Consider the following 24,836-nt stretch of genomic DNA (forward strand, 5'->3'; position numbering starts at 1 on the left):
TATATTAGTCAAATTCCAGTTCGACCTGTTCATTACCCACCAGAGTACGCAGGTCAACTAGCAGGCGATCTGTCGGCGTTACCCGCCAGGCCGCGCCAAATCTTAACTTGGCGCGTGCATTATCACGTTGATAGTATAAATGCACTGGAATCGTCCCCGACCGATGTGGTTCCAACGAGTCGCGGAGACGGTTTAAAAGCTGGTCATCAATTTGCCTGTCAGTCAGCGAGATAGCAAGCCCACGCGCATATTTTTCGCGTGCTTCACTGATGTCCATTAGCTCGCGGGCGATCATTTTAAGCCCACCGCTAAAGTCATCAAAGCTGACCTGTCCGCTGGCAATCAGGATACGGTCTTTTTCCAGCAAATGTTGGTATTTATCTAACGCATCGGTAAATAACATCACTTCGAGACGACCGGAACGGTCATCCAGTGTGCAAACGCCAATACGATTACCCCGCTTGGTGGTCATCACTCGTGCAGCTACCACGAGACCAACCGCTGTGGTCATTTTGCCCCGATCCGTCGGATGCATATCTTTTAGGCGCATGCCACCGGCGTAGCGCTCTATTTCCTTAAGGTATTGGGTGATGGGGTGTCCGGTTAGATACAAACCTAACGTTTCACGCTCGCCATCCAATACCACCTGAGCAGGCCACGGCGCGACGCTGCTATAGGATTTCTCAACCTGTTCAGGTGCCTCAGCCAGCACACCGAACATATCCACCTGACCAATAGCCTCAGCTTTAGCGTGTTGGTCAGCGGCTTTTAATGCGTCATTCAGCGAGTTCATCAGCGCCGCGCGATGCGGCCCCAAGCGATCAAATGCGCCAGACATAATTAGCTTTTCCAGCATACGCCGGTTTAGCTTTTTAGTGTCTGTTCTGGCACACAAATCAAATAACTCTTTGAAATGCCCACCTTCATTACGTGCGTCGATGATCGCCTCAATCGGCCCTTCACCTACGCCCTTAATTGCACCGATACCGTAAACGATCTCACCATCGTCGTTCACATGGAAGTGATACTGACCGCTATTGATATCCGGCGGAAGAACCTTCAACCCCATTCGCCAGCATTCGTCCACCAAGCCAACGACTTTTTCCGTGTTATCCATATCGGCGGTCATTACCGCTGCCATAAACTCAGCAGGATAATGTGCTTTAAGCCATAACGTTTGGTATGAAACCAAGGCATAGGCTGCGGAGTGAGATTTATTGAATCCATAACCGGCGAATTTTTCTACCAAGTCAAAGATTTTCATCGACAGCTCGCCGTCGATCCCCATCCGCTCTGCGCCCTCTTTAAACACCGAGCGCTGCTTCGCCATCTCTTCCGGCTTTTTCTTACCCATCGCACGACGCAGCATATCCGCGCCGCCCAGCGTATAGCCAGACAGCACCTGTGCGATCTGCATGACCTGTTCTTGGTACAGAATAATGCCGTAGGTCGGTTCCAGTACCGGTTTCAGCGACTCATGCTGCCACTGAACATCAGGGTAAGAAACCTCTTCACGCCCGTGCTTACGGTCAATAAAGTTATCAACCATCCCTGACTGCAAAGGTCCTGGGCGGAATAACGCCACCAATGCGATCATATCTTCGAAGCAGTCAGGCTTCAGGCGTTTAATCAAATCTTTCATGCCGCGCGATTCAAGCTGGAATACCGCCGTGGTTTCCGAGCGTTGCAGCATGTCGAAACTTTTTTTATCGTCGAGCGGGATAGCCGCGATATCGATAGGATCTTCACCCGCTTTAGCGCGACGGGCGTTAATCATCTCCAACGCCCAGTCGATAATCGTCAGCGTTCGCAGCCCTAAGAAGTCAAACTTGACTAGGCCAGCGTACTCTACGTCGCTCTTGTCAAACTGGGTAACCGGATGATTGCCTTCAGAGTCACAGTATAACGGCGCAAAATCGGTGATTTTGGTTGGCGAAATAACCACACCACCAGCATGTTTACCGGCGTTACGTGTTACCCCTTCCAGCTTACGCGCCATATCGATCAGCGCGCGAACCTCTTCATCAGCCTCATAGATTTCAGGCAACTGCGGCTCGGCTTCAAAAGCCTTCGCCAACGTCATTCCCGGCTCTGGCGGCACCAATTTTGATATACGATCGACAAAACCATAGGGATGCCCGAGCACACGACCAACGTCGCGGATTACCGCTTTCGCCGCCATGGTTCCGAAGGTAATAATCTGCGATACCGCGTCACGGCCATACATTTCCGCCACGTGATCGATAACCCGATCGCGTTTCTCCATGCAGAAGTCGACGTCAAAGTCGGGCATGGATACACGTTCAGGGTTCAGGAATCGTTCGAACAGCAGGTCAAATTCCAGCGGATCCAAATCGGTAATTTTCAGCGCATAGGCCACCAAAGAACCCGCACCAGAACCACGGCCTGGCCCAACCGGAACACCGTTATCTTTCGACCACTGGATAAACTCCATGACGATCAGGAAGTAGCCGGGGAATCCCATCTGGTTGATAACTTTTAGCTCAACGTCCAGACGTTCATCATACTCAGGGCGTCGCTTAGCGCGGACTTCCGGATCGGGGAACAAGAACTCCAGACGCTCTTCCAAACCCTCTTTGGATTTGGCCACCAAGAAGTCTTCTGTCGACATTTCGCCGGTTGGGAACTGCGGTAGGAAATACTCCCCCAAACGGATCGTGACATTACAGCGCTTGGCAATTTCTACGCTGTTTTCCAGCGCTTCAGGAATGTCAGCAAACAGCTCACACATTTCCTCTTCGCTGCGCATATATTGCTGAGCGCTGTAGTTTTTAGGACGTTTAGGATCGTCCAAGGTAAAGCCGTCATGAATCGCCACGCGAATTTCATGCGCATCAAAATCACCGGGCTCCAAGAAGCGTACGTCGTTCGTTGCAACGACCGGCAGCTCGCGCTCCTCAGCCAGTGCTACAGCAAAATGGAGATAGCTCTCTTCATCAGGACGACCGGTCCGGATCAGTTCGAGATAGTAACTATCGGCAAAATGCTGCTGATAAAAATCGACGCACTCATGCGCCAGTTGCTGATTACCACGCAGCAACATTTTACCGACGTCACCTTGGCGACCACCGGAGAGCAAGATGAGCCCTTCGCGATACTCAACCAGCCAGTCACGGTCAATGACTGGGCCATCGGCACCGTACCCACGTTGATAGGCGTGCGAAATCAACAGAGTAAGATTTTGGTAGCCGGTATTGTTGGCTGCCAGAATAGTGAGATGAGAAAGCTCATCCCCTAGCAATTCGCTTTTGACTAATACATCTGCGCCAATGATCGGTTTAATACCCGCGCCGTGCGCCGAACCATAAAATTTCACTAATCCACACATGTTAGTGTGGTCAGTAATCGCAAAGGCTGGCATACCTAGCGCAGCAACTTTCTTAACCAATGGGCCGACTTTCGCCAGCCCATCAATCATGGAATAGTCGCTATGTACGCGCAGATGTATGAAACGTGGTTCAGCCATAAATCAATTACTCGTATAAAAAGCCGTTACTCATCGTGGAACACTATACCCTAAATCATTGACGTTGCATGAAGACGCCAAATTCATGAGTCCCGAGCAGCATAGATAACGCTTGTCACTAGGGTGAATAAACTCAGCCGCCGCACATGCTACTTCAAGGATGACGGATATATAGGGTTCAATCAGATTAAACCAAGAACACGCTTAACCGGCCCAAAGCTACGGCGATGATGCTCTGTGGCCCCTAACTGGGCCAAACGATCAAGATGAAAAGCGGTTGGATAACCTTTGTGCTGGGCAAATCCGTACTCAGGGAATTGCGCATCTAAAACTTCCATTTCGCGATCGCGTGTGACCTTAGCCAAAATGGACGCCGCGCTAATCTCTGCGACCCGACTATCACCTTTCACAACGGCTTGAGAGGCCATTGGCAATTTAGGGCATCGGTTACCATCGATCAGCACAAAATCGGGTTCAACGGATAACCCCGCGACGGCTCTTTGCATGGCAAGCATGGTCGCATGCAAAATATTTAACTCATCTATCTCATGCGGTTCCGCACGGCCTAAGCTCCAGCTCAAGGCTTTCTCAACAATTTCTTCATACAGCGCATTCCGGCGCTTTTCACTTAGCTTTTTCGAATCAGCCAAGCCAATAATCGGACGAGCGGGATCGAGAATAACCGCGGCGGTGACTACCGCACCAACCAAGGGGCCACGCCCGACCTCATCAACCCCAGCAATAAACTGTGCAGATGGATAGACAAAAATGTCATTAATTAAATTGGCACTCATTGAATTACGGCCCATTGATTGACTAGCTTATTGATTGACCAATGACAGTACCGCATCGGCAGCTTGTTCATCAGCGCCACAGCGGATACTTTGATGCAATTCGAGGAAGGTCTTCTGCAAGGCTTTGGTGGATTCACCGCCTTCAAGCAACGGCAGTAATGCCGCAGCCAATTTCTCTGGCTGGCAGTCATGTTGTAACAGCTCTTGAACCAGTTCACGGCGTGCCAGCAGATTAGGCAGAGAAACATAGTCGGTCTTCACTAAGCGCTCGGCCAGCCAAAAGGTGAAAGGCTTCATTCGATAACCCACCACCATAGGACATTTAGCTAGCATGCATTCCAACGCCGCGGTACCCGATGCCAGCAAGGCGGCATCGCTAGCGTACATCGCATTACGCGCTTGGCCATCCAGCAGATGCGCAGTTAAGTCAGGTGCGACCTCAGCCTTAATACGCTCAAACTGCTCACGGCGCTTGGCATTAACCAAAGGCACGACGATCTCTAACGCAGGATATTTCTCACGCAAAATCATCGCTGTTTTCAAGAAATCAGCACTCAGCATTTCCACTTCAGCACTGCGACTTCCCGGTAACAAAGCTAGGCACAAGGCATCTGGGGCTATTCCCAATGCTTGACGCGCGGCTTGCTTATCAGGGTTAAGCGGCATGGCGTCCGCCATGGTATGACCGATGAAACGACAAGGAACATTGAATTTGTCATAAAACGCTTTTTCAAAAGGTAAAAATGCCAGCACTAAATCCGTTGCTTTACCAATTTTGAAAACACGCTTCTGGCGCCATGCCCAAACCGAAGGGCTGACATAATGAACCGTTCGAATACCGCGCTGCTTTAAACGCCCTTCTAACGTGATATTGAAATCAGGTGCATCAATACCAACGAACACATCAGGTTTTAGTTCGCTAAAGCGCTGTGTTAGCTCACGACGGATTTTTAATAGGCGAGGCAAACGTTCGAGGACTTCAACAATCCCCATCACCGCCAGCTCTTCCATTTCAAACCAGGCTTCACAGCCTTCAGCTTGCATCAAAGGTCCAGCAACGCCCACAAAGCGAGCATTGGGATGGCGGGATTTCAAGGCGCGGATTAACCCCGCGCCAAGAATATCGCCGGAGGTTTCCCCAGCGACTAAACCAATTGTCAGCGGCCGCGAGTGGCGATCCGCTGGCAATGAGTCAGAGGCGATCTGAGATAACGTCATAGCTTAGCGAATAATGCCGCGCGTAGAACGCTCAAAGAAATCAACGAACAGCTGAACAGCGGCGTGCTGTTTAGCCAACTCGGTAATTTCTGGCTTAGCCTCTTCCAGTGTCTTACCACTACGATAAAGGATCTTGTATGCATTACGGATCGCATGCAGAGACTCTTTATCGAAACCACGGCGTTTCAGCCCCTCAATATTGAGGCCAAACGGTGTAGCGTGGTTGCCCTGCGCGATAACATACGGAGGCACATCTTGAGCAACGCCAGAACAGCCGCCCACCATGACATGAGCACCAATGACACAGAACTGGTGAACCGCCGTCATTCCGCCGATGATGGCAAAATCGTCAACCGTAACATGACCGCCTAACGTAGCGTTGTTAGCGAAGATACAACGATTGCCGATCACACAGTCATGCGCAATATGCGCATTGATCATCAGCAAGTTATCGCTACCCACTTTCGTCAGGTTACCGCCCTGCGCAGTACCACGATGAATAGTGACGCTCTCGCGAATACGGTTACGATCGCCGATTTCTACGCGGGTTGGTTCGCCAGCATATTTCAGATCCTGATTCACTTCACCAATAGAGGCAAACTGATAGATCTCGTTATCGCGGCCAATTTTAGTTATGCCATTGACGACGACGTGGGACTTCAGCACTGTACCTTCGCCGATTTCCACTTGGGAGCCGATATAGCAAAACGGGCCAATATGAACACCGGCTCCAATGATTGCGCCGTCTTCAACAATGGCACTTGGATGGATAAAGGCGGTTGGGTCAATCACGTATTAGGCCTCCCGGCTACGGGCACACATCATTGAAGCTTCGCAAACAATCTTACCATCAACTTTGGCAACACCGTTAAAGCGAGCTACGCCGCGGCGCTCTTTGAGGAATTCAACTTCCAGAATCATCTGGTCACCCGGCTGAACTGGGCGTTTAAAGCGAGCATCATCAATACCAGCAAAATAATAGAGCTCACCTGGTTCCAATTTACCGACGCTTTTAAATGCCAGAATACCGGTGGCCTGAGCCATCGCTTCCAGAATTAAAACACCAGGGAAAATAGGCTTACCAGGGAAGTGGCCCTGAAAGAACGGCTCGTTAAAAGTCACGTTTTTCACTGCGCGCAGGAATTTACCTTCTTCGAAATCCAGAACACGATCCACTAAGAGGAACGGAAAACGGTGCGGCAGTAACTCTAAAATCTCGGAAATATTGAGAGTATGAGTGTCAGTAGTCAAAATACTCTTCCTGTAGGAAAACTAATTGTCATCAACAACACGGCCCGCCTCACGTCAGCAAAGGACAATGATGCAGGCCGCAAATCGTTTTATCCCTGTCATACCTCAAGCTGCATTTTTGTTGGCTACGTTCACTTACTTGCCGCCTCAATGCAACTCGAATTATTTGGGTATATACCCAGTAAAACAGGATAAATGCCAGGAATTTGTATTCACTGACAAAGGCATAGCTTTAGTCGTTAGTCATTATTGACTTTCTTTTCCACGGCTTTCAGACGTTTATTGATTTCATCAATATTCATCACCAGAGCTGCCGTTTTACGCCATGCCTTGTTGGGTTGCAGCGGAATACCAGAGGAATAAATGCCAGGTTCAGTGATAGGACGCATCACCATACCCATTCCCGTTACCACAGCTTTGTCGCAAATTTCCATGTGACCATTAATCACACTTGCACCGCCAATTTGGCAATAGCGACCAATCTTAAGACTGCCGGCCATGATAACACCACCAGCCACCGCTGTATTGTCGCCAATCATAACGTTATGCGCAATCTGGCATTGATTGTCGATAATTACACCGTTACCGATAATCGTATCATCCAATGCTCCACGGTCTATCGTGGTACAGGCACCGATTTCAACGCGATCGCCGATACGCACCGTGCCAAGCTGAGGAATTTTAATCCAATTACCACGATCGTTAGCATAACCAAAACCATCAGCGCCGATAACTGTTCCTGACTGAATCAGACAATTCTCACCAATTTCAATTTGATGATAAACGCTAACGTTGGCCCATAAACGCGTGCCAGCACCAATTTTGGTAAATTTACCGACAAAACAGCCTGCACCGATGATAACGTTGTCGCCTAAAACAACACCTTCTTCAATCACCGCATTGGCACCAACAGAAACATTGTTGCCTAGCTGGGCCGTCATATCGATCACCGCACTCGGCGCAATATCTTTTGCCGGAGCAGGTGTTGTATCCATAATCTGTGCCATCAATGCATAAGTCAGGTAAGGATTTCTTACCACCAGTGCTGCTGATGTACAGAAAGGCAGATCCGCTTCAGTCAACACCACAGCGCCTGCATTGCAAGCAGCTAATTGTTCACGGTAGCGACTGTTAGATAAAAAAGTGATTTGGTGCGATTTTGCTGAATGCATAGAAGCAACGCCGGTGATGACGATATCGCCATCACCGTGAAGCTCTGCATTCAACTGCTGAGCAAGGTCAGCAAGTCGAATTGAAGCCATGCCTTATTTAACCTGTTTCAGCACTTGTGCAGTGATGTCATTGGAAGAATCAGCATAAGCGACAGCATTTGCATCAATAACCAGATCGTAGCCTTTGTCTTTAGCAACGGTACGAACAGCATCCTGAATGCGGCTCAACAGCTTATTACGTTCTTCACCCTGACGGCGACGATTATCCTGCTCAAAAGCCTGTGCTTTCTGAGAGAAAGCATCACGCTGTGCCATGATGTCTTTTTCCATCTTGGTACGATCGCTGGCTTTCATTGTAGAACCATCGCGTTGCAGTTTTTGCATTTTAGACTGCAGATCGCGTTCTTGTTTCTGCAACTCAGTTGCACGACTCTTGAACTCGTTCTCCAGTTGCTTAGCAACGGTTGCACGCTGTGGCAACTGCTGGAAGATACTGGATACGTTAACAATTGCAATCTTATCAGCAGCTTGTACGTTAGCAGAAACCGCTAATGCCATGCCCAGACCTGCCGCATATAACCACTTTTTCAATTTAGACTCCTTACCATCACCCATATGTGTCGACGACACGTATACCGCATAGGCACCGACCCATAGTGTCTCTCACAACGTCCATTATAAAAGAACGCTCTGAGTGGAACTTATGCATTATGGCATGAGGACGTATCCCCACACCTTATACAGTAGCTTTTATAGAGTAGCTTATTACCAAGTCTTACCGATGTTAAACTGGAACTGTTCCGCTTTATCACCGTCGTATTTCTTAACTGGCTGCGCGTACGAGAATACCAATGGACCCAGTGGCGACATCCACTGCAGAGCCAGACCGGCAGAGACACGAATGTTGCTCGGATCGCTGTAATCAGGCTGGTCAGGATAAGCGCTCTTATCCCAGTTGGTATCCCAGACGGTACCGGCATCCATAAAGATTGAGGTACGCAGAGAGTTAGCGTATTTCTCGCCAACGAACGGCGTTGGTGTGATCAGTTCAACACTGGCCACTGCCATCGCGTTACCGCCCACAGCATCCTCATCATCCGTTTTGCCCTGATCAACAGAGCCATTAGAATTCAGATAAACCGCTTTAGGACCGATGTTATTCGATTGGAAACCACGTACCGAGCTAGAGCCACCGGCATAGAAGTTTTCATAGAATGGCATCTCTTTACCGCCAAGCCCGTCACCGTAGCCTAAGCGAGAGCGTCCCATCACGACCCAAGAACGATCATCATCCAGCGGCAGATAGCTTTGGCTATCGAAGGTGAGTTTGTAGTACTCGTTATCGGAGCCTGGAATAGTCACCTTACCGTTCAGAGAAGCTTTCGTACCCTGAGTTGGGAAGAAGCCGCGGTCAACATTGTTGTATGTCCACCCCAGAGACCATGTGAAGTCATCTGCGGTATAGTCGGCTTTATCCGAATCGTTAGGATGCTGTCCCATTGAATCGAGGTAACGCCACATTGCAACCTGTGGCTGCATGTCAGACAGGGAGTTGTGGACATAACCTAAACCGGTACGCAGCGAGTTATTTTCGTTGATTGGGAACCCTAAGGTGCCATCAACACCATAACTGCTGTTGGTATAATCAGACAGATCCGCGTCATCAGCTTTAAAGTCGTTATAGAAAATACGACCGCCCAAGCTGACACCATCAACCGTAAAGTACGGGTTGGTCATCGAGAGTTCAGCATAGGTCTGGTAATCGTTCTTGGTACCACTAATACCCACGGTATTACCTGTACCCAACCAGTTTTCCTGCTGAACGCCGACTTGGAAGCTGACACCACTTTCAGTACCGAAACCGACACCAAAGTTGAAAGTACCGGTATTACGCTCTTTCACTTTGTAAGTCACATCGACCTGATCCGGTGCACCTGGAACGCGTTGTGTATCAACATCAACGGTTTCAAAGTAACCGGTACGGTTCAAACGTTCTTTGCCCTGATCAACCAAGTCGCTACCCAGCCATGCACCTTCCATCTGACGCATTTCACGGCGCAAAACGGAGTCTTTGCTGGTGTCATTACCGACAAACTTGATATTACGTACGTAGTAACGGTTACCCGCGTCTACATTCATATGCAACTTAACGGTTTTATCCGCATCGTTGATTTCAGGCTGAGTCTGAACTTTAGGATAAGCATAACCATAACGACCGAGGAGTTTCTTAACGTCATCCTCCATCTTGGTCACTTTCGCACCGTTATACAGTTCACCTGGCTCAACGGTAGTCAAACGATTGATATCAGTACTATATCCAGCCATATTACCGTTGACTTCAACGCCGGTCAGTTTGTACTGATCGCCTTCGGTAATGTTAATGGTGATATAGATGCCTTTCTTATCTGGCGTTAAGCTGACCTGAGTCGAATCAATATTGAAGCGAGCATAGCCACGATCCAAATAGAAACTTCTCAGTGTTTCGAGGTCGCCCGAAAGTTTTTGTTTTTGATATTTACGGTCACCAACCAAGTTCCACCAAGGAACTTCGTCGCGCAGTTGGAAACGAGCAATCAATTCTTCAGAGGTGAACGCATGGTTCCCCACGATATTGATTTGCTGAATCTGAGCGGATTTACCTTCGGTAAAGACCAGTTTCAAGTCAACACGGTTACGTGGCAGTGGGGTAACCACCGCTTTAACCGACGCACTGTATTTACCGACGCTGTAGTAGAAATCTTCCAAACCTTTTTCAATGCTGGAAAGCATTGTACGGTCCAGAGCTTCACCTACACGCACGCCAGAAGCCTCAAGATTCTGCTTCAGCATGTCGTCTTTTACAGACTTGTTACCAGAGAAGGTAATACTCGCGATCGTAGGACGTTCCTTAACCTGCACGATCAAGTTATCACCATCACGCAGCACCCGAACATCTTCGAAGTTGCCGGTCGCATATAATGCGCGAATAGTGTTACTGAGATCTTCATCGCTGACGGTATCGCCAACGCGAACCGGCATGTTAAGTAACGCCGCACCGACGGCGACCCGCTGCAGGCCTTCGAAATGAATATTTTTCACTACGAATCCATCTGCACCGTATACGGTTGCGCTGCCAAACAGCAGCGACGCTATGAGCAACTTTTTCATCGCCATCGTTGTTATGCGTTCTTCCTAACCTAAATCCCGTCCCTTAAAGGCGCGAGAAATCATTGAAAAGTGCAAGCCCCATTAACAACACCAGTAAAATAGAACCGATGCGGTAACTGAAGTCTTGAACTCGCTCGGAAACCGGCCCCCCTTTTAGCTTTTCAATCGCTAAGAAGAGCAAGTGACCACCATCAAGTACTGGGAGTGGGAACAGGTTAATAATTCCTAAATTGACGCTGATTAACGCCAAAAACATTAGGTAATACACTAACCCATACTCCGCTGACATCCCTGCGCCCTGCGCGATCGAAATCGGCCCACTCAGGTTATTCAGCTTTACATCACCAGTAATTAGTTTGCCTATCATAGAGACCGTAAGCTTCATCAGCTGCCAAGTTTTATCACTGGCCTGATAAATCGCCATAAACGGCCCATATTGTCGAATCGTTTTATACTCTTCAGGTAATGGAATCACTTTTGGCGCAACACCAGCAAAGCCTTCGATTTTACCTGCACCAACAGATTTACCGTCTGGTGTTAAATGTATTGATTGGGTAATGCCATTGCGCTCGACGTCCACCGCAATGCTTTCGTTAGGGTTTTCGCGAACCAGCTTAACGAAAGTTAACCAGTTCTTTAATGGCTGACCATCGACTTTAACGATCCTATCGCCGACTTGCAAACCCGCTTTCTGCGCAGCGGAGTCCTTCTGGACTTCAGCTAAAACCGGCTCAATCTGCGGCCCGCGTGGCACGATACCCAACGCAACAACCGGATCTTGCTTATCTGGCTCAAACTGCCAGTGAGTTAAATCCAGAGTTTTCCGCGTGGTATTTTCGCTGCCAAACGGAGCGACTTCAACCGTCGTCTCTTTAGACCCGATTTTCCCAACCAGTGCTAAACGAACTGCATCCCAATCAGGCGTTTCGATACCTGCAACGGACTTTAGTTCCAATCCTGGTGAAATATCTGCCTGAGCAGCGACAGATTGGGGAACAATTTCACCAATAACCGGACGAACACTAGGGACTCCGATGACAAAAACTAACCAGTAGGCGACGATGGCAAATAGGAAGTTAGCAATAGGCCCTGCGCTAACGATCGCGGCTCGCTGCCAAACCGTTTTATTATTAAACGCTTGGTGGCGATACTCTGGAGCAACCGTCTCCACCCGCTCATCGAGCATCTTGACATAGCCACCAAGTGGGATCAGAGCAACCACGTACTCGGTTCCACGGCGGTCAATACGTCGCCATAAAGCTTTACCAAAACCAATAGAAAAGCGTTCTACTTTCACCCCACAGCGACGAGCAACCCAGAAATGGCCGAACTCATGAACCGTGATCAACACCCCAAGCGCCACTAAAAACGCAATCAGGCTCCAGAGTATATTGGTCATTGGTAAGCTCCCTGTCTCAAGCAGACTAGTAAAACACTAACAGCATAAGACATGCAAACACTGGTACTGCCGCAGTCAAACTATCAATACGATCCAGCACACCACCATGCCCTGGGATCAGATGGCCACTATCTTTAATACCGGCCTCACGTTTGAACATGCTTTCAGTCAAATCGCCTAGCACCGACACCAGTGCGGCCACAATTGAACAAATCAGTAGGGTTTTGGGATTTATGGAGAGTGGCGCATACAAACCAAATCCCCAGGAAATAAGCGCTGAGGTAATCAAACCACCAATAAAACCTTCCCACGTTTTACCTGGGGAAACTTTTGGTGCCAGCTTGTTTTTGCCAAATAGCTTGCCGAACATGTAGGCACCAGAGTCTGCGCCCCATACAAGGAACATGACATACAGCAACCACCATGCTCCTTGGTAGTGATCGGTTTCATAACCATGCTGGCGTAGCGCAATCATTCCCCAAAAGAACGGGATAATCGTCGCGGCGCCAAAAATAATTTTCAGCACACGTGAATGCTTCCACCAGCCTGCAGATTTTGGATAGAACAACACGAGTAACAACGCAACAATCCACCAGACAACGGCTGTCCATAGCGAACCGGCTATGAGCGGAAGATGCACGCTACGGTTGAATTCAGGCAGGCTGAGCAACATTGCAGCCAGTACTAAGCCACAGATTACCGCCCCCCAGATACGCTGCGAGTTTGTCGTAAACCCAGCAAGTTGTCCCCACTCCCAAGCGGCCAGCATACATATGACTAAAGTCACTATCGCAAAACCAACAGGAGGTAATAAAAACAGCGCCGCAATGACAATTGGCACCAAAATTAAAGCGGTTATAATGCGAGACTTCAGCAAGAGATCCCCCTATGGCGCATCAGGTGCGTTGATAGGTGTAGTTCCTCCGAAGCGGCGCTCGCGTTGTGCAAATGCATTAAGTGCACCTTCAAAGGTAAGTTCATCAAAATCAGGCCACAGCACGTCCGTAAAATAAAACTCGGAATATGCAATTTGCCACAGCAAAAAGTTGCTGACCCGATGCTCTCCACCGGTCCGAATGACAAGGTCAACCGGAGCCAGATCGTGTAAGCAAACTTGCTGGCTTAACAAGTCTTCAGTGATATCGTCAGGCTGAAGGACTCCGGCCTTAACTTGAGCAGCCAACGTTTTCACGCCCTGCATGATATCCCATCGCCCACCATAATTAGCGGCAATATTTAACGTTAGCCCATCATTATTTTCAGTTAATTGCTCAGAACGACGAATGCGTTCCTGTAAGCGAGAGCTAAAGCGACCAATATCACCGATAATTTTCAGACGCACATTGTGCTTATGCAAGCTTTTCACTTCACCGTCTAATGCACGAATGAACAACTCCATTAGAGCGCTCACTTCATGCTCAGGGCGGTTCCAGTTTTCACTGCTAAACGCATACAACGTTAACGCCTTGATGCCATGGCTAACGGCAAAACGTACGGAACGACGTACCGATTTCACCCCAGCTTTATGACCAAATACACGCATTTTACCCTGACGCTTCGCCCAACGGCCATTGCCGTCCATAATGATAGCGACGTGCTGTGGACCACAGACTATCCCGTCAGTCATTGGTGATTGAGTGGAAGACATACGTGTAATCAATTCCTCAAAAGCATGGTGCTAAAGTAAGACTCATCTGCAAGCTCAACCTAGCCCACGCGACATCAATTGCACAAACTGAACCGAGTATTAAACAACCAAGTGTTTCATGCGCAAAAAAGCCGTGTACAAGTCACGGCTAACCAATAAATCAGCAGCAAAATCAAAATACTTAACAGACTAAACATCTCGACCCGCTGAAAGTCGCCGCAAACTATATCATTTCACCCGAAAGGCCACAAACTACCTACACAGTGAATAGCTGATCTATATCCGAAAGTTTGCACACAATCTGCCCGCAACCTCTCGAGCTTGGCGATCGATATCCAAAACCTCTGCCACACTTTGTGGCTCACGACAAGATAACGCCGACAATACATCTTGGTTCAGCGCAGCAATGTCAGTGAAGCGAATTTTTTCATGCAAAAACGCTTCAACGGAAACTTCGTTCGCTGCATTTAGCGCAGTCGTCGCCGCCTGTCCTGCACGTGAAGCATCAATTGCCAGTTGGAGACAAGGATAGCGCACCCTGTCCGGTTGCTCGAACGTCAATGCGCCAATTTTACAGAAATCGAGAGGTTCAACACCCGTTTCAACACGGTTTGGGTAAGCCATCGCATGGGCAATCGGAGTGCGCATATCAGGAGAACCTAACTGTGCAATCACGCTACCATCGCGGTAACGTACCATTGAATGAATCACAGATTGAGGATGGATGATCACTTCCATCTCTGATTCAGAGGCGTTAAACAGCCAACGAGCCTCAATGTATTCCAAACCTTTATTCATCATGGTTGCAGAATCGACAGAGATTTTACGTCCCATTGACCAATTGGGGTGTGCGCAGGCTTGATCTGGAGTAACGGCTGCAAAATCCTTCATCGGCAACTGACGGAATGGGCCACCAGAGCCAGTAAGAACGATACGTGAAATACCGTGATCGCTTAACGAAGCAAAGCCAAGATTGTGCTGCACCGGCTCAGGCAGGCTTTGGAAAATAGCATTATGCTCGCTATCGATAGGTAAAAGCTGAGCCTCACTCTGCTTCAACGCATCCATAAACAACCGACCGCAAGTTACCAAGGCTTCTTTATTGGCGAGCAGAACCTGCTTGTTTGCTTTGATAGCGGCCAACGTCGGCATTAGGCCGGCAGCCCCTACAATGGCGGCCATGACCTGATCGACATCATCCAGAGCGGCTAGATCGCACGCAGCTTGTTCGCCAGCGCTAACCTCAATATCCCCTAGCCCTGCATCGATGAGACGCAGACGGAGAGCCTGAGCAGCATTTTCGTCAGCCATTGACGCATAGCGCGGAGCAAACTCAACGCACTGCTGGAACATAACATCAACATTTTTACCCGCTACCAGCGCGGTAACGCTAAAATCATCGGGATTTGCTCGCACTACAGCCAACGTGCTAGTGCCAATAGAACCGGTAGAGCCAAGAATAGTCAGTTGCTTCATGAGGGTCTTCTGAATAACTGTTTAGAACAGGAGATACATCAGTCTGAAACGAAGGTCGCGGCTTGTCTATGAGAATTAGCCCGTCTTCAGCAATAGTCTGGTATTTCTCGGATAGCCAAAAAAACAAAAGCGCCGCCGGAGCGACGCTTTTTTCAAGCCAGAGTAGAATTAAACTTCCATCAACTCTTTTTCTTTGTCCGCTAACGCGGAATCGATCTTTTTGATCATCACGTCAGTCATTTTCTGCACTTCGTCCTGAGATTTACGATCTTCGTCTTCGCTGATTTCTTTATCTTTCAGCAAAACTTTGACTTTATCGTTAGCGTCACGACGTACGTTACGTACAGATACGCGACCCTGCTCTGCTTCAGCGCGAACCAATTTAATCAGGTCCTTACGGCGCTCTTCAGTCAGTGCTGGCAATGGAACACGGATAACGGCACCCGCAGACATTGGGTTCAGGCCCAGATCAGATGCCATAATCGCTTTCTCTACTGCAGCAGACAGAGAACGGTCGAACACGGTAATGGCCAATGTGCGAGAGTCTTCAGCGACAACGTTAGCAACCTGACGTAGAGGTGTCGCAGAACCATAATATTCTACAGAGATGCCATCCAGCAGGTTCGGATGAGCACGACCGGTGCGGATTTTACTGATGTTTGATTTAAATGCTTCAACACATTTGTCCATGCGTGTTTCAGCATCTTTTTTAATTTCGTTAATCACGTTGCGAACCCTTGAAAACGGTTAATTAAACTGACGCTTCATCGTGAGAAACGTCGATATATTTTCAATCCAGCGTAACTGGCAAGAAAGTCCTGCACAATGCTCACGGCAGTAAAACTACCAGAGAGCCTTATAAACTGAACCTTCCTCGTTCGTAGAGCGCCGTTATGCTGCTAAAAAGTCACACCGATTATTTAGAAATCAGCGTACCTTCTTTCTCACCCATGACGACGCGACGCAAAGCACCCGGCTTATTCATGTTAAATACACGAATCGGCAGGTTATGGTCACGAGCCAGAGTGAAAGCTGCCAAATCCATGACTTTCAGTTCTTTTTCCAAGACATCCTGATAGGTCATCTGATCAAACAGCGTTGCGTCTGGGTTAGTTACCGGATCGGCTGAGTATACGCCGTCAACTTTTGTCGCTTTCAGTACAACGTCAGCTTCAATTTCAATGCCACGCAGGCAAGCAGCGGAGTCCGTTGTAAAGAATGGATTTCCCGTACCAGCAGAGAATATGACCACTCGGTTGTTACGCAACAGGCTGATAGCTTCAGCCCAGCTGTAGTTGTCACAAACGCCATTCAGCGGAATTGCAGACATCAGACGCGCGTTAACATAGGCACGATGCAGTGCATCGCGCATTGCCAAACCGTTCATCACCGTTGCCAACATCCCCATGTGGTCGCCAACAACGCGATTCATCCCCGCCTGAGCCAAACCGGCACCACGGAACAGATTACCGCCGCCGATCACAACACCGACTTGAATTCCTAATTCGACCAGCTCTTTCACTTCCTGAGCCATACGATCCAGTACGCTTGCATCGATGCCAAAACCTTCTGCACCTTGCAGGGCCTCACCGCTAAGCTTGAGCAGGATACGCTGATATACGGGTTTGGAGTTGGTTGCCATGGTGTTCTGTCCTAAGAAGCAGTCAATAAATTGTCGGAGGTATTTCAATGCACGGTCGTAACCGATCATTGGGATACATTCTAATGCTGGCTGGATACTTACTAGTGTAAACCTTTCTACATTGAACTTCGTCGAACGTTTTCAGGTTTATTTAACGTTACATAAAACAATGGAACCACCATCACGGCGGTTCCATTTGAAGGCGATTAAGCGCCTTTAGTCATTGATGCAACTTCTGCAGCAAAGTCTACGGTCGCTTTTTCGATACCTTCACCCACTTCGAAGCGGATGAAATTGGTAACGTCAGCGTTGTGCTCTTTCAGCAACTGACCCACAGTTTTGCTTGGGTCCATAACGAAAGCTTGACCCGTCAGAGAAACTTCGCCGGTGAATTTCTTCATGCGGCCTTCAACCATTTTCTCTGCGATTTCTTTCGGCTTACCAGACTGCATCGCGATGTCTAACTGAACTTGGTACTCTTTTTCTACCACTTCAGCAGATACGTCTTCTGGCTTAACGAATTCAGGCTTGCTTGCAGCAACGTGCATTGCCAGTTGCTTAGCCAGTTCTTCATCAGCGCCTTTAGCAGCAACCAGAACACCGATGCGAGCACCGTGCAGGTAGCTAGCCAGTACGTCGCCTTCCAGAGAGGCAACACGACGGATGTTGATGTTCTCACCGATTTTCGCAACCAGCGCTACACGTTCTTCTTCGAACTGTGCTTTCAGAACTTCAACGTCAGTGATTTTGCCTGCAACAGCAGCATCCAGCACTTTCTCAGCGAATGCCTGGAAACCACCATCTTTAGCAACGAAGTCAGTCTGGCAGTTAACTTCCAGAATCACACCGTAGTTGCCAACGATCTTGGTTTTGATCACGCCGTCAGCAGCTACGTTGCCTGCTTTTTTCGCCGCTTTGATCGCGCCAGATTTACGCATGTTTTCGATCGCCAGCTCGATGTCGCCTTGGGCTTCGGTCAGCGCTTTTTTACAATCCATCATGCCTGCGCCAGTACGTTCACGCAGTTCTTTTACCAGGGTGGCGGTAATTTCAGCCATTGTATTTTCCTCGGTGGTCTCGTCGTGAAGAGCGAACCTCACGGAGACTGGTTCTCTCATCTAGGGATTGGTTCTTTATATCGCCGTGATAAAAAAGGCGATTTTCACAAAGAAAGGGGGGGCCATAAAGGCCCCCTAACCAACATATTTCAATACCTGGTTAATAAGGGCTATACCTTTTTATTTGGCGCTGCTGCTGTGTTGGCGGCAACTCCAAACCTCTTGGGTATAAGCTTGCGCTTGCCTTATTATTCAGCTTCTACGAAGCTTTCTTCCGCTTGGGTAGCCAGATCCTGAGAACGGCCTTCGCGAACAGTTGCCGCTACAGCGTTCAGGTACAGGCTTACTGCACGGATTGCGTCATCGTTACCAGGGATAACGAAGTCAACGCCGTCCGGATCGGAGTTGGTATCAACGATAGAGAATACCGGGATACCCAGGTTGTTGGCTTCTTTAATCGCGATGTGTTCGTGATCGGCATCAACTACGAACAGAGCGTCTGGCAAGCCACCCATGTCCTTGATACCGCCCAGGCTGTTTTCCAGCTTGGCCAGTTCACGAGCGCGCATCAGCGCTTCTTTTTTGGTCAGTTTTTCGAAGGTGCCATCCTGAGACTGGGTTTCCAGATCTTTCAGACGCTTGATGCTCTGACGAACGGTTTTCCAGTTAGTCAGCATACCGCCCAACCAGCGATGGTTCACGAAGAACTGGTCGCAGCTGTTAGCAGCTTCTTTTACCGCTTCGCTTGCAGCGCGCTTAGTACCAACGAACAGGATTTTGCCTTTACGAGCAGAAATCTTCTGCAACTCAGCCAAAGCTTCGTTGAACATTGGAACCGTTTTTTCAAGGTTGATGATGTGAACTTTGTTACGTGCACCGAAGATGAAAGGCTTCATTTTCGGGTTCCAGTAACGGGTCTGGTGACCAAAGTGTACACCAGCCTTGAGCATGTCGCGCATGGAAACAGTTGCCATGATTAAACCTCTATATAAAGTTTGGGGTTAAGCCTCCACATATCCCATGAGCCGACCCAGCAAGGCATTTGTCCGAAGACTCATCCTGCAAGGCACCCCGGCGCACGTGCCGATATGTGTGTGTTGTTGTCGTTTCTTTGCAAAGAATACAAATAACACAATTGAGATTTACAGCTTCCCTATCGGCCTCATTAATGAAAACAGATATAAGAACTGCGGCGCGCTTTATACCATAAACCAGCCACAGACTCCACCTTTTGTTGCATTTTGAGCCCACGGTTATCGTAGGATTTGGCAGCGGTTACGAGGACTGTTACCATGTTCAGCAATTGATTCTCATTGTCGATTTCACGACACCTGCGGACATATATTTCATGGCAATCTCAATAAAAACACCTGAACAAATCGAAAAAATGCGCGTTGCTGGGCGACTGGCGGCGGAAATTCTAGAAATTATCGAGCCATACGTGGTTCCCGGTGTTAGCACCGGTGAACTCGATCGTATCTGCGATGATTACATTACCCAAAAACAGCAAGCGATCTCCGCCTGTCTGGGGTATCACGGCTATCCGAAATCCGTTTGTATCTCTGTAAACGAAGTGGTCTGCCACGGTATTCCTAGCGATGAAAAAATCTTGAAAGACGGTGACATCGTCAACATCGACGTTACCGTTATTAAAGACGGCTGGCATGGTGATACCTCCAAGATGTTCATCGTCGGTAAGCCAACCATTCTTGGTGAGCGTCTGTGCCGCATCACGCTAGAAAGCCTTTATCTGGCACTGAAAATGGTTAAACCAGGCATCCGCCTGCGCACCATCGGTGCCGAGATCCAGAAGTTTGTTGAATCTCATGGTTTCTCCGTCGTACGTGAATATTGCGGCCACGGCATCGGCGAGGTGTTCCATGAAGAGCCTCAAGTTCTACATTACAATGCTGATGATGGCGGCGTAGTACTACAAAAAGGCATGACCTTTACCATTGAGCCTATGGTTAACGCTGGTGATTACCGCATCCGTACCATGAAAGATGGCTGGACGGTAAAAACGAAAGATCGTAGCTTGTCGGCACAGTATGAGCATACTATTGTGGTGACAGATAACGGTTGTGAGATTTTGACCCTGCGCGAGGAAGAAACTGACCTCCCACGCGTTATCGTTCACGAGAACGTATAACACGTCGTGTCAATATTGAAACAAGCCGGCTTATGCCGGCTTTTTTTATGGTCTGCACTCTAAAAACAAGGCAACAACGGGAGATGCCCATGCCCATATTGAATTCAGCAACATCAGAATCCCCCACTGAGCGACTGATTCAGCCCCCCTCCCCTGACAACTTCGCGGCGACCGACCTTGAGTGCGCACCACTAAAACAATCGCTTGAGCGTTTTCAGCAATGGATGTCCGCCGCGTTTCAGGCTGGAGAGTCTGCGGAATCATTGATTGCCGCTCGAACGCTCTATATCGATCGTTTACTGACACGTTTGTGGATCCATCTCGGTTTTAAAGAACGCCAAGGCATAGCGCTAATCGCGGTTGGGGGTTATGGCCGCGGCGAATTGCATCCGCTTTCTGATATTGACCTTCTCATTCTGAGCCAAACTTCACTGGATGAGCCTGACGCACAGCGCATCAGCGAACTGATTACGCTGCTATGGGATCTCAAGTTGGAGGTCGGACATAGCGTGCGTACACTGGATGAATGCCTGCAAGAAGGCCTTTCTGACCTCACGGTGGCAACCAACCTGATTGAATCGCGGCTGGTTTATGGTGACGTAGCGTTGTTCTTACAATTGCAAAAACAAATTTTCAGCGACGAATTCTGGCCATCACCTAAGTTTTTCGATGCCAAAATTCAGGAGCAGAAAGACCGCCACCAGCGCTACCACGGCACCAGCTATAACCTTGAACCAGATATCAAAACCAGCCCCGGCGGGCTGCGTGATATTCATACTTTGCTGTGGGTTGCACATCGTCATTTCGGCGCGACCTCCATGAATGAAATGGTTGGTTTCGGCTTTCTCACTGAGGCTGAACGCGATGAGCTCAACGAATGCCAAAGCTTTCTATGGCGCATCCGTTTTGCCCTGCATTTGGTTCTCAATCGCTACGATAACCGTCTGCTGTTTGATCGCCAATTTAGCGTCGCACAGCTGTTGGGCTACGAAGGCGAAGGCAATGCGCCCATTGAACGCATGATGAAGGATTTTTATCGCATGACGCGCCGCGTTGGCGAGCTCAACCAAATGTTGTTACAGCTGTTCGATGAGGCCATTCTCGCGCTGGGAACCAATGAAAAACCGCGCCCGCTGGATGATCACTTCCAGCTACGCGGCAGCCTTATCGATCTTCGCGATGCAGAAACCTTCATGCGCGATCCTGTCACCATTTTGCAAATGTTCTACGTGATGGCAAAAAATCAGGAGATAACGGGGATTTATTCAACAACCCTGCGGCATCTGCGTTACGCCCGTCGTCACCTTGCTCAGCCGCTGTGTGATTTACCTGAGGCACGTAAGCTGTTTATGGCAATACTGCGTCATCCGGGAGCGGTAAATCGCGCACTGCTGCCCATGCACCGCCATAGCGTGCTGTGGGCCTATATGCCGCAGTGGGGAAAAATCGTCGGTCAAATGCAGTTCGATCTGTTTCACGCCTACACGGTGGACGAGCACACCATGCGCGTGCTGCTCAAACTAGAAAGTTTCTCCGATGAAAATACACGCCAACGCCATCCGCTGTGCGTAGAGCTTTATCCGCGTTTACCACAGCCAGAATTGCTACTTCTTGCTGCACTCTTCCACGATATTGCCAAAGGACGCGGTGGCGATCACTCTATTCTCGGCGCACAGGACGTGCTCGAGTTTGCCCAACTGCACGGCTTAAACTCTCGCGAAACGCAGCTCGTTTCATGGCTAGTACGCTGCCACTTACTGATGTCGGTAACCGCTCAGCGTCGCGATATTCAAGATCCTGCGGTCATCCAGCAATTTAGCGCTGAAGTACAAAGTGAAACCCGACTGCGCTATTTGGTGAGTCTCACCGTGGCCGACATTTGTGCCACCAACGAAACGCTATGGAATAGTTGGAAACAAAGCCTGTTGCGCGAACTCTATTTCGCCACTGAAAAACAGCTACGTCGCGGCATGCAAAATACGCCAGACATGCGTGAGCGAGTTCGCCATCACCGCTTACAGGCGCTGGCATTATTGCGTATGGACAATATAAACGAGGAGGCGCTGCACCACATTTGGAGCCGCTGCCGCGCTGATTATTTCCTGCGCCACAATCCCAACCAACTGGCGTGGCACGCTCGTCATTTGCTCAAGCATGATGCTAGCAAGCCGCTGGTACTCGTCAGCCATTTGGCCACACGCGGCGGCACCGAGATTTTTATCTACAGCCCCGATCGCCCTTATCTGTTTGCCGCCGTCGCAGGCGAGCTAGATCGCCGCAACCTGAGTGTCCATGACGCGCAGATCTTCACTAATCGCGATAACTTTGCCATGGACACCTTCGTTGTGCTTGAGCCAGACGGTAGCCCTCTAGCACAGGATCGTCACGCCACCATCAAACATTCTCTAGAGCAGGCGTTAACTCAACAACATTACCGCCACCCGCGCACGCGCCGCCCATCGCCAAAACTCCGTCACTTTACGGTGCCTACTGAGGTCAGTTTCCTGCCGATGCACAACGAGCGCCGTAGTTATATGGAGCTGGTCGCTTTGGATCAGCCTGGATTATTGGCACAGGTGGGAGAAGTATTTGCCGAAATGGGGTTGTCGCTACACAGCGCTCGAATTACCACCATCGGCGAGCGGGTTGAGGATTTATTTATTCTGGCAGACGGCGAACGTAAAGCATTAAGCATTAAAATGCAGTCAGAATTGGCTCAGCGGTTGACAGAAGCCCTCGATCCAACCGATAAAGGATGATGTATTTTTTGTGATATATGCCCAAATAATTCGAGTTGACGTGATGCGGCAAATTTGTGAGTCCCTAGCAGCATCGCTAACGATGCCACTGGGGAACAATGCATCAACAACTAGAAGTATCAAGGGTATACGTCAATTAATCTTCGGGAATAGAACAAATATGCAGCAGTTGCAAACTCTTATTGAAAACGCCTTCGAGCGCCGCGCGGATATCACTCCGGCTAACGTAGACAGCATCACGCGTGAAGCGGTTAATCAGGTTATTGCGCTATTAGACTCTGGCGAACTGCGCGTCGCTGAGAAAATTAACGGCGAATGGGTAACTCATCAGTGGCTGAAAAAAGCCGTACTGCTCTCTTTCCGCATCAACGATAATAAGCTGATGGAAGGCGCTGAGACTCGCTTTTACGATAAAGTACCAATGAAGTTTGCTGACTACGATGAAGCTCGTTTCCAGCGCGAAGGCTTCCGTGTCGTGCCGCCAGCAAGCGTCCGCCAAGGTGCATTTATCGCCCGCAACACCGTGTTGATGCCTTCTTATGTTAATATCGGTGCTTACGTTGACGAAGGCACCATGGTTGATACTTGGGCAACCGTAGGCTCTTGCGCGCAGATTGGTAAGAACGTTCACCTGTCTGGCGGCGTGGGTATCGGCGGCGTTTTAGAGCCTTTACAGGCTAACCCTACCATCATCGAAGATAACTGCTTCATCGGCGCACGTTCCGAAGTCGTTGAAGGCGTTATCGTTGAAGAAGGCTCGGTGATTTCCATGGGCGTTTATCTGGGTCAAAGCACCAAGATCTACGACCGTGAAACTGGCGAAGTTCATTACGGACGTGTTCCGGCAGGCTCGGTGGTTGTTTCTGGCAACCTGCCGTCAAAAGATGGTAAATACAGCCTGTACTGCGCGGTCATCGTGAAGAAAGTAGACGCGAAAACACGCGGGAAAGTTGGTATTAACGAGCTGTTACGCAGTATCGACTAACACAACATTGATAGCGGGCCATCAGCCCGCTATTTTTTTATCTGTCACGTTGCACTGACAGAGTGATACGCCACGCAGATTTAATGGATGCCGTTATTTAGTCTATATTTCATCTTCTCATGAAAGATACCAAAGGTGCCTCTATGTATGACAACCTGAAAAGCTTGGGGATTAATCAACCCGAAGAGATTGACCGCTACAGCCTTCGTCAGGAGGCCAATAACGACATACTGAAGATTTATTTCCGTAAAGATAAAGGCGAGTTTTTTGCCAAAAGCGTGAAGTTCAAATATCCACGCCAACGCAAAACTATCGTGGCCGATAATGCAGGGCAAGGCTACAAAGAGATCCACGAAATTAACCCAAACCTTCGCTATGTCATTGATGAACTCGATCGGATCTGCAAACGCGATCAGGTAGAAGTCGATCTGAAACATAAGATCTTGGACGATCTACGTCATCTTGAAAGCGTAGTAGCGAATAAGATCGCCGAGATTGAGGCGGATTTGGAGAAGTTGACGCAGAAGTAGGCGTCCAAGTAAGACGACACTTCTCTACTAGAGCAGTGAAGGGTTTCGTCCGCCCATCAGCATTTGTGTTTCTATGACCCCGCTAGTGTAGGCGTCCGACGAGAGGTTGCCAGCGCGCAAC

The 24,836-nt window shown here is 49.1% G+C and carries 20 protein-coding genes; 4 read left to right on the top strand and 16 right to left on the bottom strand.

All coding sequences use genetic code 11. The annotated features are described in order from the left end of the window. Nucleotides 1-4 precede the first annotated feature (4 nt). The 16 genes from dnaE to rpsB all read right to left on the bottom strand — a co-directional run bounded on the left by dnaE (nucleotide 5) and on the right by rpsB (nucleotide 19,266). A complete protein-coding gene (gene dnaE, locus HMPREF3091_RS04440; protein ID WP_070714478.1) occupies nucleotides 5-3,487 on the bottom strand; it encodes a DNA polymerase III subunit alpha in 3,483 nt (1,160 codons plus the stop codon). A gap of 182 nt (nucleotides 3,488-3,669) precedes the next feature. Then, nucleotides 3,670-4,281 carry a ribonuclease HII gene (gene rnhB, locus HMPREF3091_RS04445; protein WP_168168178.1) on the bottom strand — a complete coding sequence of 204 codons (612 nt, stop codon included), beginning with the start codon at nucleotides 4,279-4,281 and terminating at the stop codon, nucleotides 3,670-3,672. Nucleotides 4,282-4,308: 27 nt separating this feature from the next. After that, nucleotides 4,309-5,499 carry a lipid-A-disaccharide synthase gene (gene lpxB, locus HMPREF3091_RS04450; RefSeq protein WP_070714480.1) on the bottom strand — a complete coding sequence of 397 codons (1,191 nt, stop codon included), beginning with the start codon at nucleotides 5,497-5,499 and terminating at the stop codon, nucleotides 4,309-4,311. A gap of 3 nt (nucleotides 5,500-5,502) precedes the next feature. Further along, entirely contained in the window at nucleotides 5,503-6,291 is a 789-nt protein-coding gene (gene lpxA, locus HMPREF3091_RS04455) for an acyl-ACP--UDP-N-acetylglucosamine O-acyltransferase (RefSeq protein ID WP_004094324.1), read from the bottom strand. 3 nt (nucleotides 6,292-6,294) lie between these two features. Further along, a complete protein-coding gene (gene fabZ / locus HMPREF3091_RS04460) occupies nucleotides 6,295-6,750 on the bottom strand; it encodes a 3-hydroxyacyl-ACP dehydratase FabZ (protein ID WP_004094325.1) in 456 nt (151 codons plus the stop codon). A gap of 239 nt (nucleotides 6,751-6,989) precedes the next feature. After that, the gene (gene lpxD / locus HMPREF3091_RS04465) at nucleotides 6,990-8,012 is read right to left on the bottom strand and encodes a UDP-3-O-(3-hydroxymyristoyl)glucosamine N-acyltransferase (protein ID WP_070714481.1); all 1,023 of its coding nucleotides are present in this window, start codon (nucleotides 8,010-8,012) and stop codon (nucleotides 6,990-6,992) included. Nucleotides 8,013-8,015: 3 nt separating this feature from the next. Beyond that, nucleotides 8,016-8,513 (bottom strand): molecular chaperone Skp, encoded by a 498-nt coding sequence (skp, locus tag HMPREF3091_RS04470; protein ID WP_035503696.1) that lies wholly within the window; start codon nucleotides 8,511-8,513, stop codon nucleotides 8,016-8,018. A gap of 174 nt (nucleotides 8,514-8,687) precedes the next feature. Next, complete coding sequence (gene bamA, locus HMPREF3091_RS04475; RefSeq protein ID WP_070714483.1) at nucleotides 8,688-11,075, bottom strand: outer membrane protein assembly factor BamA; 2,388 nt, start codon at nucleotides 11,073-11,075, stop codon at nucleotides 8,688-8,690. Between the two features lie 37 nt (nucleotides 11,076-11,112). After that, nucleotides 11,113-12,468, bottom strand: a complete 1,356-nt coding sequence (gene rseP / locus HMPREF3091_RS04480; protein ID WP_070714486.1) for a sigma E protease regulator RseP — start codon at nucleotides 12,466-12,468, stop codon at nucleotides 11,113-11,115. 25 nt (nucleotides 12,469-12,493) lie between these two features. Further along, nucleotides 12,494-13,345 (bottom strand): phosphatidate cytidylyltransferase, encoded by an 852-nt coding sequence (gene cdsA / locus HMPREF3091_RS04485; RefSeq protein WP_008814511.1) that lies wholly within the window; start codon nucleotides 13,343-13,345, stop codon nucleotides 12,494-12,496. Between the two features lie 9 nt (nucleotides 13,346-13,354). Continuing rightward, a complete protein-coding gene (gene ispU / locus HMPREF3091_RS04490) occupies nucleotides 13,355-14,116 on the bottom strand; it encodes a (2E,6E)-farnesyl-diphosphate-specific ditrans,polycis-undecaprenyl-diphosphate synthase (protein ID WP_008814512.1) in 762 nt (253 codons plus the stop codon). A gap of 276 nt (nucleotides 14,117-14,392) precedes the next feature. Next, the gene (gene ispC / locus HMPREF3091_RS04495; protein WP_070714488.1) at nucleotides 14,393-15,592 is read right to left on the bottom strand and encodes a 1-deoxy-D-xylulose-5-phosphate reductoisomerase; all 1,200 of its coding nucleotides are present in this window, start codon (nucleotides 15,590-15,592) and stop codon (nucleotides 14,393-14,395) included. A gap of 168 nt (nucleotides 15,593-15,760) precedes the next feature. Further along, nucleotides 15,761-16,318, bottom strand: a complete 558-nt coding sequence (gene frr, locus HMPREF3091_RS04500; protein ID WP_004094336.1) for a ribosome recycling factor — start codon at nucleotides 16,316-16,318, stop codon at nucleotides 15,761-15,763. 190 nt (nucleotides 16,319-16,508) lie between these two features. Next, entirely contained in the window at nucleotides 16,509-17,234 is a 726-nt protein-coding gene (gene pyrH, locus HMPREF3091_RS04505; protein WP_020303583.1) for a UMP kinase, read from the bottom strand. Between the two features lie 206 nt (nucleotides 17,235-17,440). Then, nucleotides 17,441-18,292: a translation elongation factor Ts gene (gene tsf / locus HMPREF3091_RS04510; protein WP_008814515.1), complete on the bottom strand. Its 852-nt coding sequence runs from the start codon at nucleotides 18,290-18,292 to the stop codon at nucleotides 17,441-17,443. A 248-nt stretch (nucleotides 18,293-18,540) separates the two neighbouring features. Beyond that, nucleotides 18,541-19,266: a 30S ribosomal protein S2 gene (gene rpsB / locus HMPREF3091_RS04515; protein ID WP_004094351.1), complete on the bottom strand. Its 726-nt coding sequence runs from the start codon at nucleotides 19,264-19,266 to the stop codon at nucleotides 18,541-18,543. Between the two features lie 374 nt (nucleotides 19,267-19,640). On the opposite strand from rpsB, the gene map reads away from it, so the two are divergent. From map to HMPREF3091_RS04535, 4 genes are all read left to right on the top strand, one after another. Beyond that, nucleotides 19,641-20,441: a type I methionyl aminopeptidase gene (gene map, locus HMPREF3091_RS04520; RefSeq protein ID WP_008814516.1), complete on the top strand. Its 801-nt coding sequence runs from the start codon at nucleotides 19,641-19,643 to the stop codon at nucleotides 20,439-20,441. An 89-nt stretch (nucleotides 20,442-20,530) separates the two neighbouring features. Next, nucleotides 20,531-23,200 carry a bifunctional uridylyltransferase/uridylyl-removing protein GlnD gene (gene glnD / locus HMPREF3091_RS04525; protein ID WP_035503698.1) on the top strand — a complete coding sequence of 890 codons (2,670 nt, stop codon included), beginning with the start codon at nucleotides 20,531-20,533 and terminating at the stop codon, nucleotides 23,198-23,200. Nucleotides 23,201-23,360: 160 nt separating this feature from the next. Continuing rightward, nucleotides 23,361-24,185: a 2,3,4,5-tetrahydropyridine-2,6-dicarboxylate N-succinyltransferase gene (dapD, locus tag HMPREF3091_RS04530; protein ID WP_004094357.1), complete on the top strand. Its 825-nt coding sequence runs from the start codon at nucleotides 23,361-23,363 to the stop codon at nucleotides 24,183-24,185. Between the two features lie 143 nt (nucleotides 24,186-24,328). Further along, nucleotides 24,329-24,715: a DUF3461 family protein gene (locus HMPREF3091_RS04535; protein ID WP_035503752.1), complete on the top strand. Its 387-nt coding sequence runs from the start codon at nucleotides 24,329-24,331 to the stop codon at nucleotides 24,713-24,715. The last annotated feature ends 121 nt before the right edge of the window (nucleotides 24,716-24,836 follow it).

This window comes from Hafnia sp. HMSC23F03 (assembly GCF_001816025.1).
Taxonomy (GTDB): Bacteria; Pseudomonadota; Gammaproteobacteria; order Enterobacterales; family Enterobacteriaceae; genus Hafnia; species Hafnia paralvei.